This is a genomic window from Arthrobacter sp. B2060 (assembly GCF_059090445.1).
Map to the genome: position 1 here is coordinate 353,001 of NZ_JBNHFR010000003.1, position 15,807 is coordinate 368,807.

General features: G+C 66.1%; 14 protein-coding genes. 10 read left to right on the plus strand and 4 right to left on the minus strand.

Annotated elements, in window-relative coordinates:
- The first annotated feature begins 15 nt into the window (after positions 1-15).
- The 6 genes from mihF to AC5RUM_RS08475 all read left to right on the plus strand — a co-directional run bounded on the left by mihF (position 16) and on the right by AC5RUM_RS08475 (position 6,175).
- Positions 16-339, plus strand: a complete 324-nt coding sequence (mihF, locus tag AC5RUM_RS08450; RefSeq protein WP_400576119.1) for an integration host factor, actinobacterial type — start codon at positions 16-18, stop codon at positions 337-339.
- Between the two features lie 44 nt (positions 340-383).
- Entirely contained in the window at positions 384-956 is a 573-nt protein-coding gene (gene gmk / locus AC5RUM_RS08455) for a guanylate kinase (protein ID WP_205653914.1), read from the plus strand.
- A gap of 39 nt (positions 957-995) precedes the next feature.
- Positions 996-1,256 (plus strand): DNA-directed RNA polymerase subunit omega, encoded by a 261-nt coding sequence (gene rpoZ, locus AC5RUM_RS08460; RefSeq protein WP_205653913.1) that lies wholly within the window; start codon positions 996-998, stop codon positions 1,254-1,256.
- A 39-nt stretch (positions 1,257-1,295) separates the two neighbouring features.
- Positions 1,296-2,552, plus strand: coding sequence for a bifunctional phosphopantothenoylcysteine decarboxylase/phosphopantothenate--cysteine ligase CoaBC (coaBC, locus tag AC5RUM_RS08465; RefSeq protein WP_494034509.1), 1,257 nt, complete (start codon positions 1,296-1,298; stop codon positions 2,550-2,552).
- A gap of 76 nt (positions 2,553-2,628) precedes the next feature.
- On the plus strand, positions 2,629-3,864 hold the full coding sequence (gene metK / locus AC5RUM_RS08470) for a methionine adenosyltransferase (protein ID WP_400576124.1): 1,236 nt from the start codon (positions 2,629-2,631) through the stop codon (positions 3,862-3,864).
- Positions 3,865-4,018: 154 nt separating this feature from the next.
- On the plus strand, positions 4,019-6,175 hold the full coding sequence (locus AC5RUM_RS08475) for a primosomal protein N' (RefSeq protein WP_494034510.1): 2,157 nt from the start codon (positions 4,019-4,021) through the stop codon (positions 6,173-6,175).
- On the opposite strand, the gene AC5RUM_RS08480 is transcribed toward AC5RUM_RS08475, so the two are convergent.
- Genes AC5RUM_RS08480 through AC5RUM_RS08490 form a run of 3 tightly spaced genes read right to left on the minus strand, consistent with a single transcriptional unit; the run spans position 6,172 to position 9,067 of the window.
- On the minus strand, positions 6,172-7,260 hold the full coding sequence (locus AC5RUM_RS08480) for a glycosyltransferase family 4 protein (protein ID WP_494034511.1): 1,089 nt from the start codon (positions 7,258-7,260) through the stop codon (positions 6,172-6,174). The two genes, AC5RUM_RS08475 and AC5RUM_RS08480, sit on opposite strands and share 4 nt — an antisense overlap.
- Positions 7,257-8,186, minus strand: coding sequence for an alpha/beta fold hydrolase (locus tag AC5RUM_RS08485; RefSeq protein ID WP_494034512.1), 930 nt, complete (start codon positions 8,184-8,186; stop codon positions 7,257-7,259). Before AC5RUM_RS08485 ends, AC5RUM_RS08480 begins: the two co-directional genes overlap by 4 nt.
- A gap of 11 nt (positions 8,187-8,197) precedes the next feature.
- Entirely contained in the window at positions 8,198-9,067 is an 870-nt protein-coding gene (locus AC5RUM_RS08490; RefSeq protein WP_494034513.1) for an aldo/keto reductase, read from the minus strand.
- Between the two features lie 87 nt (positions 9,068-9,154).
- Here AC5RUM_RS08490 and AC5RUM_RS08495 point away from each other — a divergent pair, with 87 nt between their 5' ends.
- Entirely contained in the window at positions 9,155-10,618 is a 1,464-nt protein-coding gene (locus AC5RUM_RS08495; RefSeq protein WP_494034514.1) for a protein adenylyltransferase SelO, read from the plus strand.
- A 364-nt stretch (positions 10,619-10,982) separates the two neighbouring features.
- Entirely contained in the window at positions 10,983-12,086 is a 1,104-nt protein-coding gene (locus AC5RUM_RS08500) for a M23 family metallopeptidase (protein WP_494034515.1), read from the plus strand.
- Positions 12,087-12,111: 25 nt separating this feature from the next.
- Here AC5RUM_RS08500 and AC5RUM_RS08505 read toward each other — a convergent pair whose 3' ends face one another.
- Positions 12,112-13,071 (minus strand): sugar-binding transcriptional regulator, encoded by a 960-nt coding sequence (locus AC5RUM_RS08505; RefSeq protein WP_494034516.1) that lies wholly within the window; start codon positions 13,069-13,071, stop codon positions 12,112-12,114.
- 127 nt (positions 13,072-13,198) lie between these two features.
- On the opposite strand from AC5RUM_RS08505, the gene AC5RUM_RS08510 reads away from it, so the two are divergent.
- Complete coding sequence (locus AC5RUM_RS08510) at positions 13,199-14,989, plus strand: glycerol-3-phosphate dehydrogenase/oxidase (RefSeq protein WP_494034517.1); 1,791 nt, start codon at positions 13,199-13,201, stop codon at positions 14,987-14,989.
- Between the two features lie 59 nt (positions 14,990-15,048).
- Positions 15,049-15,795, plus strand: a complete 747-nt coding sequence (locus AC5RUM_RS08515) for an MIP/aquaporin family protein (RefSeq protein WP_494034518.1) — start codon at positions 15,049-15,051, stop codon at positions 15,793-15,795.
- Positions 15,796-15,807: the final 12 nt, after the last annotated feature.

The window sequence follows — 15,807 nt, forward strand, 5'->3', positions numbered from 1 at the left end:
GGCGACCCCCGGGGGATGACCGTGACCTTGCGACCCTTGTCAGCCCAGGAACGTGCTGATGCGCTCAAGAAAGCCGCCGCTGCCAGGGCCGCCAGGGCCGCCGCCAAGGAGAGGCTCAAAACCGGAGACCTGTCCATCGCGGAGGTGCTGGATTCGGGAGGCAGCGAGGACGCCATCGCCCGGATGCGGGTGTCCGAGTTGCTCGAGGCCCTGCCGGGCATCGGGAAGGTGCGGGCGGCCGCCATCATGGAGACCGTGGGCATCGCAGCGTCACGGCGGGTACGGGGGCTGGGAGTGCACCAGCGCCGGGCGCTGGTAGATTTTATGAACGAGAAATAGATTCATCCGAAACAGATTCATCTGAAGACTGCCCAAAGGAATACGTGAGCAAGAAACCCGGACTGACAGTCCTCGCTGGTCCTACGGCTGTTGGCAAAGGCACCGTGTCCACCTATATCAGGGACAACTACCCGGAGGTCTGGCTGTCCGTTTCAGCCACCACCCGTGCTCCGCGGCCCGGTGAGATCGATGGAGTGCACTACTACTTCAAGTCCAAGGAGGAGTTCGAGTCCCTCGTGGCCGCCGGAGAATTCCTGGAATGGGCTGTGGTGCATGGGCAGAACACCTACGGCACGCTGAAGAGCACGGTAAAGCAGGCCATCGCCGAGGGCCGCTCAGTGCTGCTGGAGATCGATCTGCAAGGGGCGCGCCAGGTCAAGCAGGCCCTTCCGGACGCGCAGTTCGTGTTCCTGGCACCGCCCAGCTGGGAAGAATTGGTGCGCCGTCTGGTGGGCCGCGGCACGGAATCGGCCGAGGAACAGCAGCGACGGCTGGAAACCGGTAAAGTAGAGCTTGCTGCTGAACCGGAGTTCGACCACACCGTCATCAATGACGACGTTCGCCGGGCAGCGGACGAGCTTGTTTCACTCATGGGGCTGACCCCGCACCCGCGCTAACCGCAGAAGCGATCAGCCCGTTAGAAATTTGGAGAATTCGTGTCCACGAACCTTGAAGGCATCATCAACCCGCCGATCGACTCGCTGCTTAAGGCAGCCGATTCCAAGTACGGCCTGGTGATCTTCGGTGCCAAGCGAGCACGTCAGATCAACGCTTACTACGCCCAGCTCCACGAGGGCCTGTTCGAGTACGTCGGCCCGCTGGTCGACACCAAGCTGAACGAGAAGTCGCTGTCCATCGCCCTGCGCGAGATCAACGAAGGCAAGCTCGTCTCTACGCCCATCGAGGCGTCCGAGTAACATCCGCAGAGTAAAAGACTGCCTGTTGACGGAGATCACGTGCGCATAGTCCTCGGAGTCGGGGGAGGGATTGCCGCCTACAAAGTGGCATCGCTCCTCCGGCTTTTTACTGAAGCCGGCCATGACGTCACCGTCATCCCCACCGAAGCGGCAACCCGCTTCGTCGGCGTGGCAACCTGGGAGGCGCTCTCCGGAAATACGGTCAGCAACAGCGTCTTCGACGACGTCCACCTCGTGAACCACGTGCGCCTGGGCCACGAGGCAGACCTGATCGTCGTGGCCCCTGCCACGGCCGACCTGCTGGCCCGCGCTGCCACAGGGCAGGCTAACGATCTCCTGACAAATACGCTGCTGATGGCCGGCGGGCCCGTTCTTTTTGCCCCGGCCATGCACACCGAGATGTGGCTGCACGCCGCCACCCAGGCCAACGTCGAAACGCTGCGCAGCCGGGGCGTCACCGTCCTCGAACCTGCCAGCGGCAGGCTGACCGGTTCTGATTCCGGACCTGGACGGCTCCCCGAACCCGAGGCAATCTACGAAGCGGCCATGGCCCTGGTCCACGGTCTCCGTGACGCCGTCCCCGGCTCTCCGGAGGCTGCGCTCTTCCCCCTCGCCGGACGGACCGTGACCATCAGCGCCGGAGGAACACGTGAGCCGCTGGACCCGGTGCGGTTCCTGGGCAACCGTTCCTCCGGAAAGCAGGGCGTTGCCCTCGCAGAGGCGGCCAGGGATGCCGGAGCCAATGTGCGCCTCGTGGCCGCCCACATGGAGGTCCCCGTTCCGGCGGGTGTCGAGTTGGTGGAGGTCGAAACTGCCCTGCAACTCCGGGAAGCCATGCTGACGGCGGCAGCCGGTTCCGACGTCGTCATCATGGCCGCGGCCGTGGCGGATTTCCGCCCGGCGGACGTTTCCGGTACCAAAATCAAAAAACGGGATGACCACGCCGACCCCGTCATCTCGCTCGTCCGCAACCCGGACATCCTGCATGAACTCGTAGCGGTACGCGACGCTGGCGGAAACAGCCAGCTGGTGGTGGGCTTTGCTGCCGAAACCGGTGATGCCCAGGGTGACGTCCTTGAATACGCCGAAGCGAAGCTCAAGCGCAAGGGCTGCGACCTCCTCGTGGTCAACCATGTGGGCTCGGACAAGGTCTTTGGCCAGGACCACAATTCCGTGATCATCCTTTCCCGCGCCGGCGCTGAACCCCAGTCGGCGTCGGGCTCCAAACACGACGTCGCCGCCGTCGTTATTGACCGCATCAGCGCCGAGCTGAGCAGGGTCTTCCCGCGAACCTGACGGGCGTAAGCAACGTCTCCTTAGCATGGGGACACACGCTGCCGCCCGGCCGATTGCCAACCAGTAAGGTAGTTGAGTGACTTTACCGCTGCACATTCCTGAATCCCACGGGTCCGTACCCTCCGCGCTCCGGCTCTTCACCTCCGAGTCGGTGACTGAAGGCCACCCGGACAAGATCTGTGACCAGATCAGCGACGCCATTCTTGACGCCCTGCTGGCGAAGGATCCGGAATCGCGGGTCGCCGTGGAAACCATGGCCACCACAGGCCTGGTCCATGTTGCCGGTGAAGTGACCACGGATGCCTACGTTGAGATTCCGCAGATTGTCCGCGAGACCATCTTGGGCATTGGCTACGACTCGTCGGCCAACGGCTTCGACGGTGCCCGCTGCGGCGTGTCGGTGTCCATCGGCCAGCAGTCCAACGACATCGCGGGTGGGGTCTTCAACTCCCTGGAAGCCAGGGAAGGCCGCCAGGAGGACGACTACGACCTTCAGGGCGCCGGGGACCAGGGCCTCATGTTCGGCTACGCCAGCGACGAGACGCCGTCCTACATGCCGACCCCGATCTGGGTCGCCCACCGCCTCTCCGAGCGGCTCACCGAGGTGCGCAAGAGCGGCGAACTCTCCTACCTGCGTCCCGATGGCAAGACCCAGGCAACCATCGGCTACGAAGGCGACCGTCCGGTATCGGTCGAGACCATCGTGATTTCCAGCCAGCACGCCGAGGGCTTCAGCCTCGACCAGCTCCGCGCAGACCTCGCCGCGCACGTGATTGACCCCGTACTTGCCCTCGCGGACCTGGACATCTCACGCACTGCCAACATCCTGAACCCCGCCGGCGCGTTCGTCATCGGCGGCCCGGTGGGAGATGCCGGCCTCACGGGCCGCAAGATCATCGTCGACACGTACGGTGGCATGGCCCGCCACGGCGGCGGCGCGTTCTCGGGCAAGGATCCGTCAAAGGTGGACCGTTCAGCTGCCTACGCGATGCGCTGGGTGGCCAAGAACGTTGTGGCGGCGGGACTCGCCAAGCGCGCCGAGATCCAGATCGCCTATGCGATCGGCCAGGCCCGTCCGGTGGGCACCTACGTGGAGACCTTCGGCACGGAAACGGTCGATCCCGCAAAGATCAGCGCCGCGATCGCCGAGATTTTCGATCTCCGGCCCCGCGCCATCATCGACGCCCTCGACCTGAAGCGTCCCATCTACGCCAAGACTGCCGCCCACGGCCACTTCGGCCGCGACGACCCGGACTTCACCTGGGAGCGCCTGGACCGCGTGGACGACCTGAAGGCGTACTTTAACGCCTGAGCTGCGGCGGAAGCGCCGGAACCGGAAGACGAGGGACTGAAACGCCGGTGCCCGGAAGACCGTTGGACCGGAAAGCCGGTGCCTGGGGACCGTCCGCCAAAATGTCCTACCCAGGTGATTGGCTGGTGTTTGATCCGGGACAGAGGCAGGCGACATGGCACTGAATGCAGGGCAGGCAATGACGAACGAGCCGCAGCAGCTTTCCCTGCTCCAGGGCTTTCCCGCCAGTCCCAAAACCGCACCGGGGCCGCCCCTGGCAGCCCGCCTTCCGGTGGCACGTGTCCTTATCGAGTCACCGCTGCCGCACCTGGACCGGCCGTTCGACTACAGCGTCCCGGCGGAGATGGCCGACGCCGCCCAGCCGGGGGTACGTGTCAAGGTCAAGTTCAGTGGACAGGAACTCAGCGGCTACGTTCTTGAACGGATCGCCGAGTCCGACGCCGGCCAGGCGCTGGTGCCGCTCCACAAGGTCATTTCCCCTGTCGCCGTCCTGACACCCGGGCTCAGGGAGCTCGCCAACCGTGTTGCGGCCCGCTACGCCGGCACTGTCAGCGATGTCCTGCGCGTTGCCATCCCCCCGCGGGTCGCCAAAGTGGAGAAGGAGCTTGCGGCGGGCGAAACGGGCGGGCACCCTCCCGTTGAGGCGGGGATGGCCCCCCTGCCCTCAGAACCACCCGGCGCCGGCCCGGCTTGGACGGATTACCGGAACGGAACTGCCTTCCTGCGCCACCTCAACGCCGGCGGATCGCCGCGGGCCGTGCTCAGCGTCCTGCAGGGTTTCGGTCCCCGCGGCTGGCCTCGGCTGATCGCCGAGGCCGTGGCCGCGGTTCGGCAATCCGGACGCGGCGCTGTTGTGGTGGTACCCGATTATCGCGACCTGGACCGGGTCCAGGCAGCTTTGGAGGAGTTGCTCCCGGCCTCCGAGGTTGCCAGGCTCACGGCGGACGACGGCCAGACGCCGCGCTACCGCAGCTACCTCCAGGTCCTCAACGGCACCGCCAGCGTGGCCGTGGGCACGCGCTCGGCGGCCTATGCCCCCGTTCGGAACCTCGGCCTCGTGGTGTGCTGGGATGACGGCGACGACCTCCACATCGAGCAGCGCTCTCCCTACGCTCACACACGGGAAGTGCTGCTGCTCCGTGCAGAGCAGGACGGCGCCGCCTGCCTGCTGGCCGGGCACACTCGCAGCACCGAGGCGCAGCGCCTCGTGGACGCCGGCTGGGCCATGCCGGTGGATGCCGAACGCGTTGTGGTCCGCAGGAGCGTACCCCGCGTCCTGAACACCGCCGACAGCTTTGAACAGGAGCGCGATCCCCTTGCCCGGATCGCCCGGCTGCCCGGCGCGGCCTGGCGGACCGCCAAGGAGGGCCTGGAACGCGGCCCCGTCCTGGTCCAGGTGGCCCGCGCGGGCTACGCGCCCTCCCTTGTCTGCGACGCGTGCCGTGAACCGGCCCGCTGCCAGTCGTGTCAGGGGCCCTTGGCAATTGCCGGAGCCTCCGGCAGCTCCGCCGTGCCGCAGTGCCGGTGGTGTTCGGTCCCGGCGCCGGCGTGGCGGTGCAGCCACTGCAACAACACCCATCTGCGCCGCGGTGCCACCGGGGCGTTGCGCACCGCGGAGGAACTCGGCAGGGCCTTCCCCGGAAAACCCGTGGTCACGTCATCAGGAGACCACGTCAAAGCGGCCGTCCCAGGTGCCGCATCGCTCGTGGTGGCCACCGTCGGCGCCGAGCCCGTGGCTGACGGCGGTTACGCAGCGGCCCTGCTTCTCGACGGCGACTCCCTGCTGCGGCGCGAGAACCTGCGGGCGGGGGAAGACGCCGTACGGCGCTGGTTCAACGCTGCTGCGCTGGTGAGGCCCGCAACGGAGGGCGGAATCGTGGTGATCACGGCCGACGACACCGCCGCTGTGGGCGCGCTGCTGCGCTGGGACCCGGCGGGCTATGCGCAGCGGGAACTGGGACTTCGCACGGAACTGCAGCTTCCGCCCGCCGTGCGGGTGGCCTCCGTGACCGGCGGCCGCACCGCCGTCGGGCATTTCACGGAATCCGTCACCGGGCGGCTGAAGGCGGAAGGAGTGGAGCTGCGCGTTGCCGGCCCCGCGCCGCTGCTGACGGGACACCCAGCTTCCACAGGTAAAGCGGGAGCGAATACGGCGAACGCCGCAAGCGAGGACGTCCGGACGCTGCTCTTCATTCCCTATGGCCAGGCGGGCACGGTGACCCGGATTCTGCGGGCGGTGAAAGCCGCCAGCGCCGCGAAGCGCACCGACGACCCCGTCCAGCTGAGGCTGGACGGGGTGGACGTTCTCTAGCGGAGTTGCTTTTTGCCGCGCAGGGCCACGACTTCCGCGGCCACGTCCACCAGCTGCCGCGCGGAGGCGTCCCAGCTGAAGTCGCGCGCCCGTTGCACCGAGCGCCGCGACACGTCCTGCCAATGCAGGACGTCGTCCAGGCTGCGCACCGCCGCGGTGAAGGCAGCCGGAGAACCCGGATCCACGTAGGTGGCAGCGTCGGCGCCCACTTCGCGGAAAATCGGAATATCGCTGGCGATGACGGGGGTGCCGAGCGCCATTGCCTCAACGAGAGGCAGGCCGTAGCCCTCGGCCTTCGACAGGCTGACAAGGGCGGTGGTGCGCTTGAGCAGGGCGGTGTACTCCTCGTCGGTCACGCCGTTGTGGAAGACCACCTTCGCCCCGGCCGGCATCCGGGATTCCAGTTCGGCTTGCCGCTGCGGAGTGATCCGGCTCAGCAAGTGGAGCGTGTGTCCGGGCAGGTCCGCCATACCGGCAAGCATGGTCTCAACATTCTTGTACGGCATGAACGAACCCATGTAGAGGAGGGTCTTCTCGGCGCCTGCCTCCGGATCGCGGGGGAGCTGGGCAGGCTGCGGGGCGTTGCTGACGATCCGGACCGGACGGTTCGTCAGCCGGTACTTGGCCATCAGTGCCTCGGTGGTGCGGCTGATGGTAGCCACAATGTCTGCCCGGTTGAGCAGCAGCCGCTGGGGCCAAAACGCTTTGTGGTACAGCCGCCACAGGACGCGCACCGGGGCCGGCAGGAAACCGGGCGGCGCCGGGTGCTCGTAGTAAATCAGGTCATGCAGCGTCAGCACGAGCCCGTACCTGCGGCCCCACGTGCCCATGGTCTGCATTGGGCAGACCACGACGTCGGCGCCCAGCTGGTTCACCGTCCTCGCGACAAACAGTTCCGTGGGGGACAGCGGGCTGTTGATCAGCGTGTACGGCACGTCGGGCAGCAGGGCGAGCTGCCGGAGGTCGCTGATCAGCATGGACACATCCGCGATTTTCGAGGTTGCGGCGATGAGGCTAGCCCCGTAGCGGCTGATGCCGTCGTGGTGGTCCGTCCTGGTGAAGCGGGCGTCGATGACAATTTTCACGCAGCGTGGTCCTTCAGGAAGCGGCGGATGAAACGCGCGGCAGGTTCCGGAGTTTCGTAGTGGATCAGGTGCCCCACGCCGGGAATCACCTCCAGTGTGGCGTCCGGAAGGGCGCCTGCGAGTTTGTGCTGGTCGCTGAGAAGCGCGATTTCGTCCTTTTCGCCGGCCACCAACAGGACAGGCAGGGTGAGCTTTCCGGCCACCTCGGTGACGTTGCTGCTGACGGATGCCGTGAAGGATTCCAGCAGGCTCTCGCGGTTGGCGAAGGCGCTGAAGTAGGCTTCGTGCTGCCCGTGGATGAACCGCAGGAGCTCCTTGTCCTTGGTTTTCGCCATGGCAACGCTCATGACGCGCACAATGAGCCGGCTGCGCAGCAGAAGCATGCCCGTGGGGCGGGGGAGGCGTGCGGAGAGCCGGTAGTACAGCACCGCGAGCCGGGTCATGAGTCCTTTGGGGCCCTCCAGAGCGGGCGCCGCTATGGGGTTGATGAGGATCAGCGGCCGCACAGCGTGCGGATTGTCGGCCACGAAGTGGGCAGCGATGATGGATCCGAACGAATGCCCCAAAAGGACCGTATCCGTCCCGAGGCCCAGTGCCTCCATGAAGTCACTGATGAACTGCCCGTACCGGCGGACGCTGTGTTCGCCGTCGACAAACGCCTCAGAGCTGCCGAAGCCGGGAAGGTCAGGCATGATGAGGCGCATTTCGGGCAGTTGGTCCGCCACCCGAAGCAGGCCGTGGTGGTCGCCGCGGAAGCCGTGGATGACCAGGATGGTGCGCGTTTCCGGGGTTGTCCGGACGGGCTCGTATGTCCAGTACGCCACACTGCTGCCCCGGAGGCTGACCTCGGACGCCCTGGTCCGGGCGGCAAGCTTGCCGCTGAAGAGGGACGCGCCGGTGGACGGCTCGGAGTCTGCTGTTTTCATGCGGTGTGGTCCTAGTTGACGTTGTCAGGGTGGGAGCCGGTGCGGTGGCCGCGGTCCAGGCCTGCGACGTCAGCCATGTCGAGGGCGGACAGTTCAAAGCCGAAAATGTCGAGGTTCTGGCGGATCCGGTCCCAGGAGCTTGCCTTGGGGATCGCGACGTGTCCCTGTTGCAGGTGCCACCGCAGGATGACCTGGGCCGCCGTGACTTTGTGCTCGGCGGCGAGCGCCAGGATGTCCGGATCCTCCAGGACCTGCCCGCGGCCCAGAGGGCTCCACGCTTCGGTGACGATGCCCAGCTCCCGGTGCTTTTCCCTCAGTTCCGTCTGCTGCAGCCAGGGATGGAGCTCGACCTGGTTGACGGCAGGCACAACTTCGGCGGTCTCCAGGAGCCGGTCCAGGTGCTGCGCCTGGAAGTTGGATACGCCGATCGCCCGCACCTTGCCCTCCCGGTAGAGCGTCTCGAGCGCGCGGTAGGTCTCCTGGAACAGTCCGCGCTTGGGGCACGGCCAGTGGATCAGGTACATGTCCACGTATTCCAGGCCCAAATTGATCATTGACCGGTCGAAGGCCCGCAGCGTGGCGTCGTAGCCGTGGTCGTCGTTCCAGACTTTGGTGGTGATGAACAGGTCTTCCCGCGAGGTGGGTGGTGCGGACTCGCCCGAGCCCCCGCGTGTCGCCTCCACGCCGTACAGTGAAACGATGCCGCGGGCCACGCCGGATTCGTTGCCGTACATCGCCGCGGTGTCGAAGTGGCGGTATCCGGCTTCGAGTGCCATGGTGACCAGCTTCGCTGTCTCGTCCCGGGGGACCTTGTAGAGCCCGAATCCCAACTGGTCGATCAGCACGCCGTTGTTCAGGCTGAGCCGGGGTGAGGTAGTCATGGCTATGACTCTACCGATATGGCTGGCCTGCCGCGCGAAATCGGTCAGCGGCGCCGGTGACCGTGGCACCGGCGATATCCTTGATAGATGAGTGACACAGCCCAGTCCGCCGTCACCTTTGATGGCCGCTTCGCCCGGGAGTTTGCGGAGCTGGCCATTCCGTGGCGGGCCGAAGAGGCCCCCGACCCGCAACTGCTGGTGCTCAACGAGCCACTCGCCACGGATCTTGGCCTCGACCCCGCATTCCTGCGGAGTCCTGAAGGGTTGCTTCTGCTGATCGGCAATGCGGTCCCCGCGGAGGCCACGCCGGTGGCTCAGGCCTACGCCGGCCACCAGTTCGGCTGGTACGCCCCCCGCCTCGGCGACGGGCGTGCCCTTCTGCTCGGAGAGATTGCACACGCGGACGGCCAGCTTCGAGACGTCCACCTCAAAGGCTCGGGGCGCACTCCCTTCGCCCGGGGCGGGGACGGCTGCGCCGTGGTCGGGCCGATGCTGCGCGAATACCTCGTGAGCGAAGCGATGCATGCGTTGGGCATCCCCACCACACGCTCCCTCGCCGTGGTGGCGACGGGGCGCCAGGTGCAGCGAGAGACTCTCCTCCCCGGGGCCGTGCTCACCCGGGTCGCGAGCAGCCACCTGCGCATCGGCAGCTTCCAGTACGCACGGGCTACAGGCAACCTGGGCCTCCTTCGCCGCCTGGCCGACCACGCAATCACGCGTCACTACCCGGCCGCGGCGGACGGCGGGAACCCCTATGCTGTCCTGTTCCAGTCGGTGGTGGCCGCCCAGGCGTCCCTGGTGGCCCGCTGGATGCTGGTGGGGTTCGTGCACGGGGTCATGAATACAGACAACATGGCCATCTCGGGGGAGACCATCGACTACGGCCCGTGTGCCTTCATGGAGGCCTTCGACCCGGCTGCGGTCTACAGTTCCATCGACGAGGGCGGACGGTACGCCTACCGCAACCAGCCCCTGGTGGCGGAGTGGAACCTTGCCCGGCTGGCCGAGTCGCTCCTGCCCCTTCTCCACGACGACGAGGAGAAGGCTGTGGAACTCGCCGTGGAATCACTCGGCGGGTTCCGCCGGCAGTACAGTGCAGCCTGGTCGGCGGGCATGTCGGCCAAGCTGGGACTGCAGGATAGTTCCGACGACGACGTGGCGTCGGGTCTCGTCGACGAGATTCTGGCCCTCCTTCAGGCGGGGCACGTCGACTACACATCGTTCTTCCGGCGCCTCGGCAGGGCCGCCAGCGGCGAGACCGAGCCTGCGCGGAGCATGTTCCCGGAACCCTCCGGATTCGACGGCTGGGTTCAGCGCTGGCGCGCCCTGGACCCGGACGCCGACGCGATGGACCGGGTCAACCCTGCCTACATTCCCCGCAACCATCTGGTGGAGGAAGCCCTCGACGCCGCCACCGCAGATGACCTGGCTCCATTCGAACGGCTCCTGGACGCGGTAACCACGCCCTTTACGGAGCGGCCCGGCCTGGAGCGCTACGCGTCTGCCGCCCCGGAAGATTTCGGCACCTACCGGACCTTCTGCGGCACCTGAGCCCCAGTGCGGCTTCCTGTTGCTCGCCGGGATTGCTCAGCTTCCTGTGAAGATTTCCGCAGTTTGGATCAAGCGGGGGCAAGGATTTTCCTAGCTTATCCACATACCCGGCTATCTCGATTCCTCCTGCCTGCCCGTCATGTTCCCATGGTAGAAACGACCGCCACGCAGAAGCATCCAGGCGGCCTTCATGGGGGAGAATCCGTTGGCAAAACATCTGGCACAGGCCGCTGTCCGGCGCGCGGCCCAGCATCGTCGTCACGCCGTTCGGCTGGCCGTAGCGGGTACCGCTTTCCTTGCGGCAAATGCCGTTGGATTCGATGGCAGCGGCCCAGTTCTTTCGTCCGGGGAGGCGGCAGCCCAGGTGACTGGCAACGTCTCGGTGAAAACATCGCTCGGCTCCGCTGCCGTTGCGTTGGCCGGGCGGGATTCCGCTCCGGGCGCCGGTGTTATCTCGGCACCGGCCGGGGCAGTTCTTTCGTACAGCCGAACCGAAGTCCAAACCAGGCCGAAGGAAGTGGTCCGGAAACTCGATGCGGCGCAGGCCCAACGGCGGCGTCCCTCAGCCGGAACCCTGATGGCGCCACTGGAGGTCCTTAACCGCAGTTCACACTTCGGGCTGCGAAAAAGTCCGATCACTGGCTCGGCGGGGGAGTTCCACTGGGGTCTGGACTTTGCCGCCGCCTGCGGAACCCGCGTGTACTCAGCGGATGCCGGCGTAGTGCGGGCAGTGGGATGGCATCGATGGGGTGGCGGCAACAGAGTGGAAGTCGATCACGGCAACGGCCTCATTACAACTTACAACCACCTTGAAGGCATTGGCGTCAAGAAGGGCCAGTCGGTAGAGGTCGGGGAAGTCATTGCAAAGGTCGGGACCACCGGTGCATCAACAGGATGCCACCTCCATTTCGAAACGGTTCTGAACGGCAGCCACACGGATCCTGCGAAATGGACGCTGCTGCCGCTGCGCCCATCGCTGCCCTTTGCCGACGTCGCTATGACGGACTACCGGAAGGCCGGCCGGACGCCGGACGAGCCCGCGTGGGCGGTCCCGGTCACTAAAGGCCACGACCATGACGCGGCGGACCACGAGCATGAAGCGCCGAAGCGCACTGCTTCAAAGGCGAAGAAGTCCTCTACTCCAGCCAAAGCTGTTCCCGCACCGGCTCCGACGAGGACGCCCGCCCCTGCGCCGACCAGGACGCCCGCCCCTGCGCCGACTAAGGCGGCTCCGAAGGTCGCACCTGCCCCGGCTGCTCCTTCGCCGCCCCCCTCGCCAAGTGCGGCACCAAGCTCCGCACCGGCTCCAAAGCCCGTTCCTGCCCAGGACGTCACGAAGGAACCTGCAAAGCAGCCGCTGCGGGACTCTGAACCAACAGCTGTGCCGTCTGCTGCCGGTTCACTGGCTGTGGCGGAATTGCCGGCCACGGTGCCGGCGACGGAAGGCGCCACGTCCACTCGGCCGTGAAAGCCGGGAGCGCAGGAGGCGCCGTTCAGTTCCCGTCGAGACTGACCAGCCGGCGGGCCGACGCCTCGTCCAGGATCAGGTCGGTGGCGAGGCCGGCTGCCAATGCTCCACGCAGCCCGTTGATCTTGGATGCACCGGACACCACGCAGATCCGCCGGCGAACCTGGCGCAATTGGTCAAGGGAAGGTCCGGTGGAGCGCTCGTTCAGCGTGATGCCGTCGGAGGAGCCATCGGCCCGGAAGAATACCGTGGCCACGTCCCCCACCACGTCGGAGCTGGCCAGGATGTTCAGGTCGTCCTCGTCGAGGTAGCCGCCGGCATACACGTGGCTGGGATAGTCCGCATCCACGGAGCCGACACCGAAGATCGCAATGCTCATCCGGGCCTGCAGATCCAGGATGCGCTGAACGCTCCGCTCATTCCACATGGCCGTTTTTGTTGCCGCGTGGTCGAAGAAGGCCGGTACGGGAAACTGCTCAACACGCGCCCCGTATGCGCTGCCGAAGCGGCGCATGATGTCGCTCGCGTACGTAATGCCTGTGGTCTGCATATTGCCCGCCCCGTTCAGTTGCACCACGATGGTGTCGTGGATGATTTTCCGCGTGAGATGCCGGCTGACGGCGCTGAGTGTGGCCCCCCAGGCCACGCCGATGATGGCGTTGGAATCCACGAGAGGGCCAATGGTCCGGGCGGCCTGCATGGCCACACGGTCGAGTGTTTCCGCTTCATTAAGCGTGTCCAGGACCGGTACCACGTGCACGACCACCCCGTATTCCGAGCGGATCAGCCGCTCCAATTCGGGGCCTGTGTCCAACGGACTGCGGATCTGGATCTGCACCAGGCCCGTTTCGCGGGCCGTCGAAAGGAGCCGGGAAACCGTGGAGCGGGAGGTGCACAGCTCCCGGGCTATTGCGTCCATGGTGAGGTCCTGCAGGTAGTAGAGCTGGGCAGCCCGAAGGGCTTCGGAATGGCGTGGGCGCGGCACCGCGGCTCCGTTCTGCACGTTTGTGCATAGTGCTTGACGATATTTTCCAATACTTCGAAGAATAGGGGATGCAAGGCAGTCCGTTCCACAGCGTGCCGCCGACAACAACCAACCCAAAGGAGCAGTTTTGGGATTCAAGGATTCATCCGGCCATCCGTTCACCTCCGGCGCAGAGCACACCTCAGCGCGTGCATCCGTAGCCAGCCTTCGGCAGCGGCCCCACGCCCGCGTGCTAATTGTCGGAGGAGGCATCAACGGGGTCGGCACTTTCCGCGATCTGGCCCTGCAGGGCGTCGACGTGGCGCTCGTGGAGCGCGGTGACTACTGCCAGGGCGCCAGCGGCGCCTCCTCGCACATGATCCACGGCGGCATCCGCTACCTCGAAAACGGTGAGTTCCGCCTCGTCCGGGAATCCGTGGTCGAACGCAACCGTCTCCTGCGGATCGCGCCCCACTACGTCAAGCCGCTGCAAACCACCATTCCGATATTCAGCACCTTCTCCGGTGTCCTCTCGGCACCCCTGCGTTTCCTGACCCACAAGCAACAGGGCAGGCCCAAGGAACGCGGCGCCTTCCTTATTAAGCTCGGGCTCAGCCTGTACGACTCCTTCTCCCGCGACGGCGGCAGCGTCCCCCGGCACCAGTTCCGCGGCCGCAAGAAAGCACTGGCGGAATTGCCGCTCCTGCACCCCGGGGTCAAATACACCGCCACGTACTTCGACGCCTCCGTCCACAACCCGGAGCGCCTCACGCTTGACGTCCTCCAAGACGGCGAGAAGGCCGGCGCCGCGAACGCGGCAGGCAGCGCCCGTGCCAGCAACTACCTGTCCTTGGCCTCGGCCAGGGAACAGTCAGACGGCTCCAGCACCGTGGAACTGCGTGATGAACTGACAGGCGAGGTCTTCGACTTCACGGCCGACGTCATTGTCAACACCACCGGGGCCTGGGTCGATCTCACCAACCAGGCGATGGGCGCCGCGTCTTCGTTCATGGGCGGCACCAAGGGCTCCCACATCGTTCTCGATCACCCTGGCCTGTTGGCCGCCTGCAACGGCCGAGAAATTTTCTTCGAGCACACAGACGGCCGGATCGTCCTGATCTACCCCATGGGCGACCGCGTCCTGGTGGGCACCACAGACGTCGAAGCCGACATGTCTGAGGACGCCGTGTGCACGGAAGGTGAGATCGACTATTTCTTCGACCTCATCAGCCACGTCTTCCCCGCGATCTCCGTAAACCGGGAGCAGATCGTCTACACGTTCTCCGGCGTCCGCCCCCTGCCCCGGCACGACGCCACCCAGCCGGGGTTCGTCTCCCGCGACTACCGCATCGAGCGGCGCGCCCCGGAAGCCGGCGGCAGCGGCGCCGTCGTACTCAGCCTGGTGGGAGGCAAGTGGACGACGTTCCGGGCACTCGCGGAACACCTGAGCAACGATGTCCTCGCCGAATTGGGGATGGAACGGAAGGTCTCGACGGCGAAACTCGCCATCGGCGGCGGCGCCGGCTTCCCGGACTCTGATGCCGGGATCCAGCAATGGATCAAGGCGAATATGAACGGAGCCCGCGACGCCGACAGGGCCGCCGGCCTGCTGACGAGATACGGCACCCGGGCGGCGGCCGTTATCGAGTACCTCGACGGCGGTCCGGACAGCCTGCTCCGTTCGACCCGGGAACTGAGTGTCCGGGAGTTGGAATTCATGGCGGCACATGAGCAGGTCGGCCATCTCGTCGATGTCCTGGTTCGACGGACCTCTCTGGCGTTCCGCGGGCTGGTCACCGGCGAGTTGCTGAACGAGGTCGCCGAGATCCTGGCGGGGCCGCTGGGCTGGGACGCGTCAGAGCGCGCCGCCGAGATCCACCATGCAGAGGAGGTGCTTAAGCGGTACCACGGCATCGAGATCCATAGCCTCGTCGCCTAGGGCGGCACCACAGTCCTTCAAACTCGCGAGGACTGACAACACAAAACAAGGAGTCAACGATGTCTCTTGGACTGGTTTTTCTTTCCGAAGTCTTCGGAACCGCGATGCTGACCCTGCTGGGTTGCGGCGTCGTAGCCAACGTGGCGCTCAGGGGCACAAAGGGCAACAACGGCGGGTTCCTGATGGTCACCTGGGGGTGGGGCATTGCAGTGTTTGCGGGCGTTTATGTTGCCGCGCAGTCCGGTGCACACCTGAACCCCGCCGTCACCCTGGGCCTTCTGGTCAACCGCAAGCCCGAGTACGCCCCCGGCGTTCCGGTGGACGCCCTGTCCACGCTGACCTACTTCGGGGCGGAGCTGCTGGGTGCCTTCCTCGGCGCCGTACTGGCATGGCTGGCACACAAGCAGCATTTCGACGCTGAACCCGAACCGGCCAGCAAGCTGGGTGTATTCTCCACAGCCCCGGCCATCCGCTCCGCACCGTGGAACCTGGTCACCGAAATCATCGGCACGTTCGTGCTGGTCTTCGTGATCCTCACCTTCGGCGGCACCCCCTCGGGGCTTGGCCCGCTGGCGGTGGCGCTCCTGGTCGTCGGCATCGGCGTATCCCTCGGCGGACCCACCGGCTACGCCATCAACCCCGCCCGGGACCTCGGACCGCGCATCGCCCATGCCGTCCTGCCCATCAAGGGGAAGGGCTCCAGCGACTGGGGCTACTCGTGGATCCCCGTGGTCGGCCCCCTGATCGGCGGCGCACTGGCAGGCGTGGTCGGGTGGCTCCCCATCGTGTTCACCGCTGCTACCTAACCCGAAGCACAG

Excerpts from the sequence above, each read along its gene's own strand:
- AC5RUM_RS08515 (WP_494034518.1), top strand. The coding sequence starts at position 15,049 with ATGTCTCTTGGACTGGTTTTTCTTTCCGAAGTCTTCGGAACCGCGATG.
- AC5RUM_RS08495 (WP_494034514.1), top strand. The coding sequence starts at position 9,155 with ATGAGTGACACAGCCCAGTCCGCCGTCACCTTTGATGGCCGCTTCGCC.
- AC5RUM_RS08475 (WP_494034510.1), top strand. The coding sequence starts at position 4,019 with ATGGCACTGAATGCAGGGCAGGCAATGACGAACGAGCCGCAGCAGCTT.
- AC5RUM_RS08490 (WP_494034513.1), bottom strand. The coding sequence starts at position 9,067 with ATGACTACCTCACCCCGGCTCAGCCTGAACAACGGCGTGCTGATCGAC.
- mihF (WP_400576119.1), top strand. The coding sequence starts at position 16 with ATGACCGTGACCTTGCGACCCTTGTCAGCCCAGGAACGTGCTGATGCG.
- AC5RUM_RS08485 (WP_494034512.1), bottom strand. The coding sequence starts at position 8,186 with ATGAAAACAGCAGACTCCGAGCCGTCCACCGGCGCGTCCCTCTTCAGC.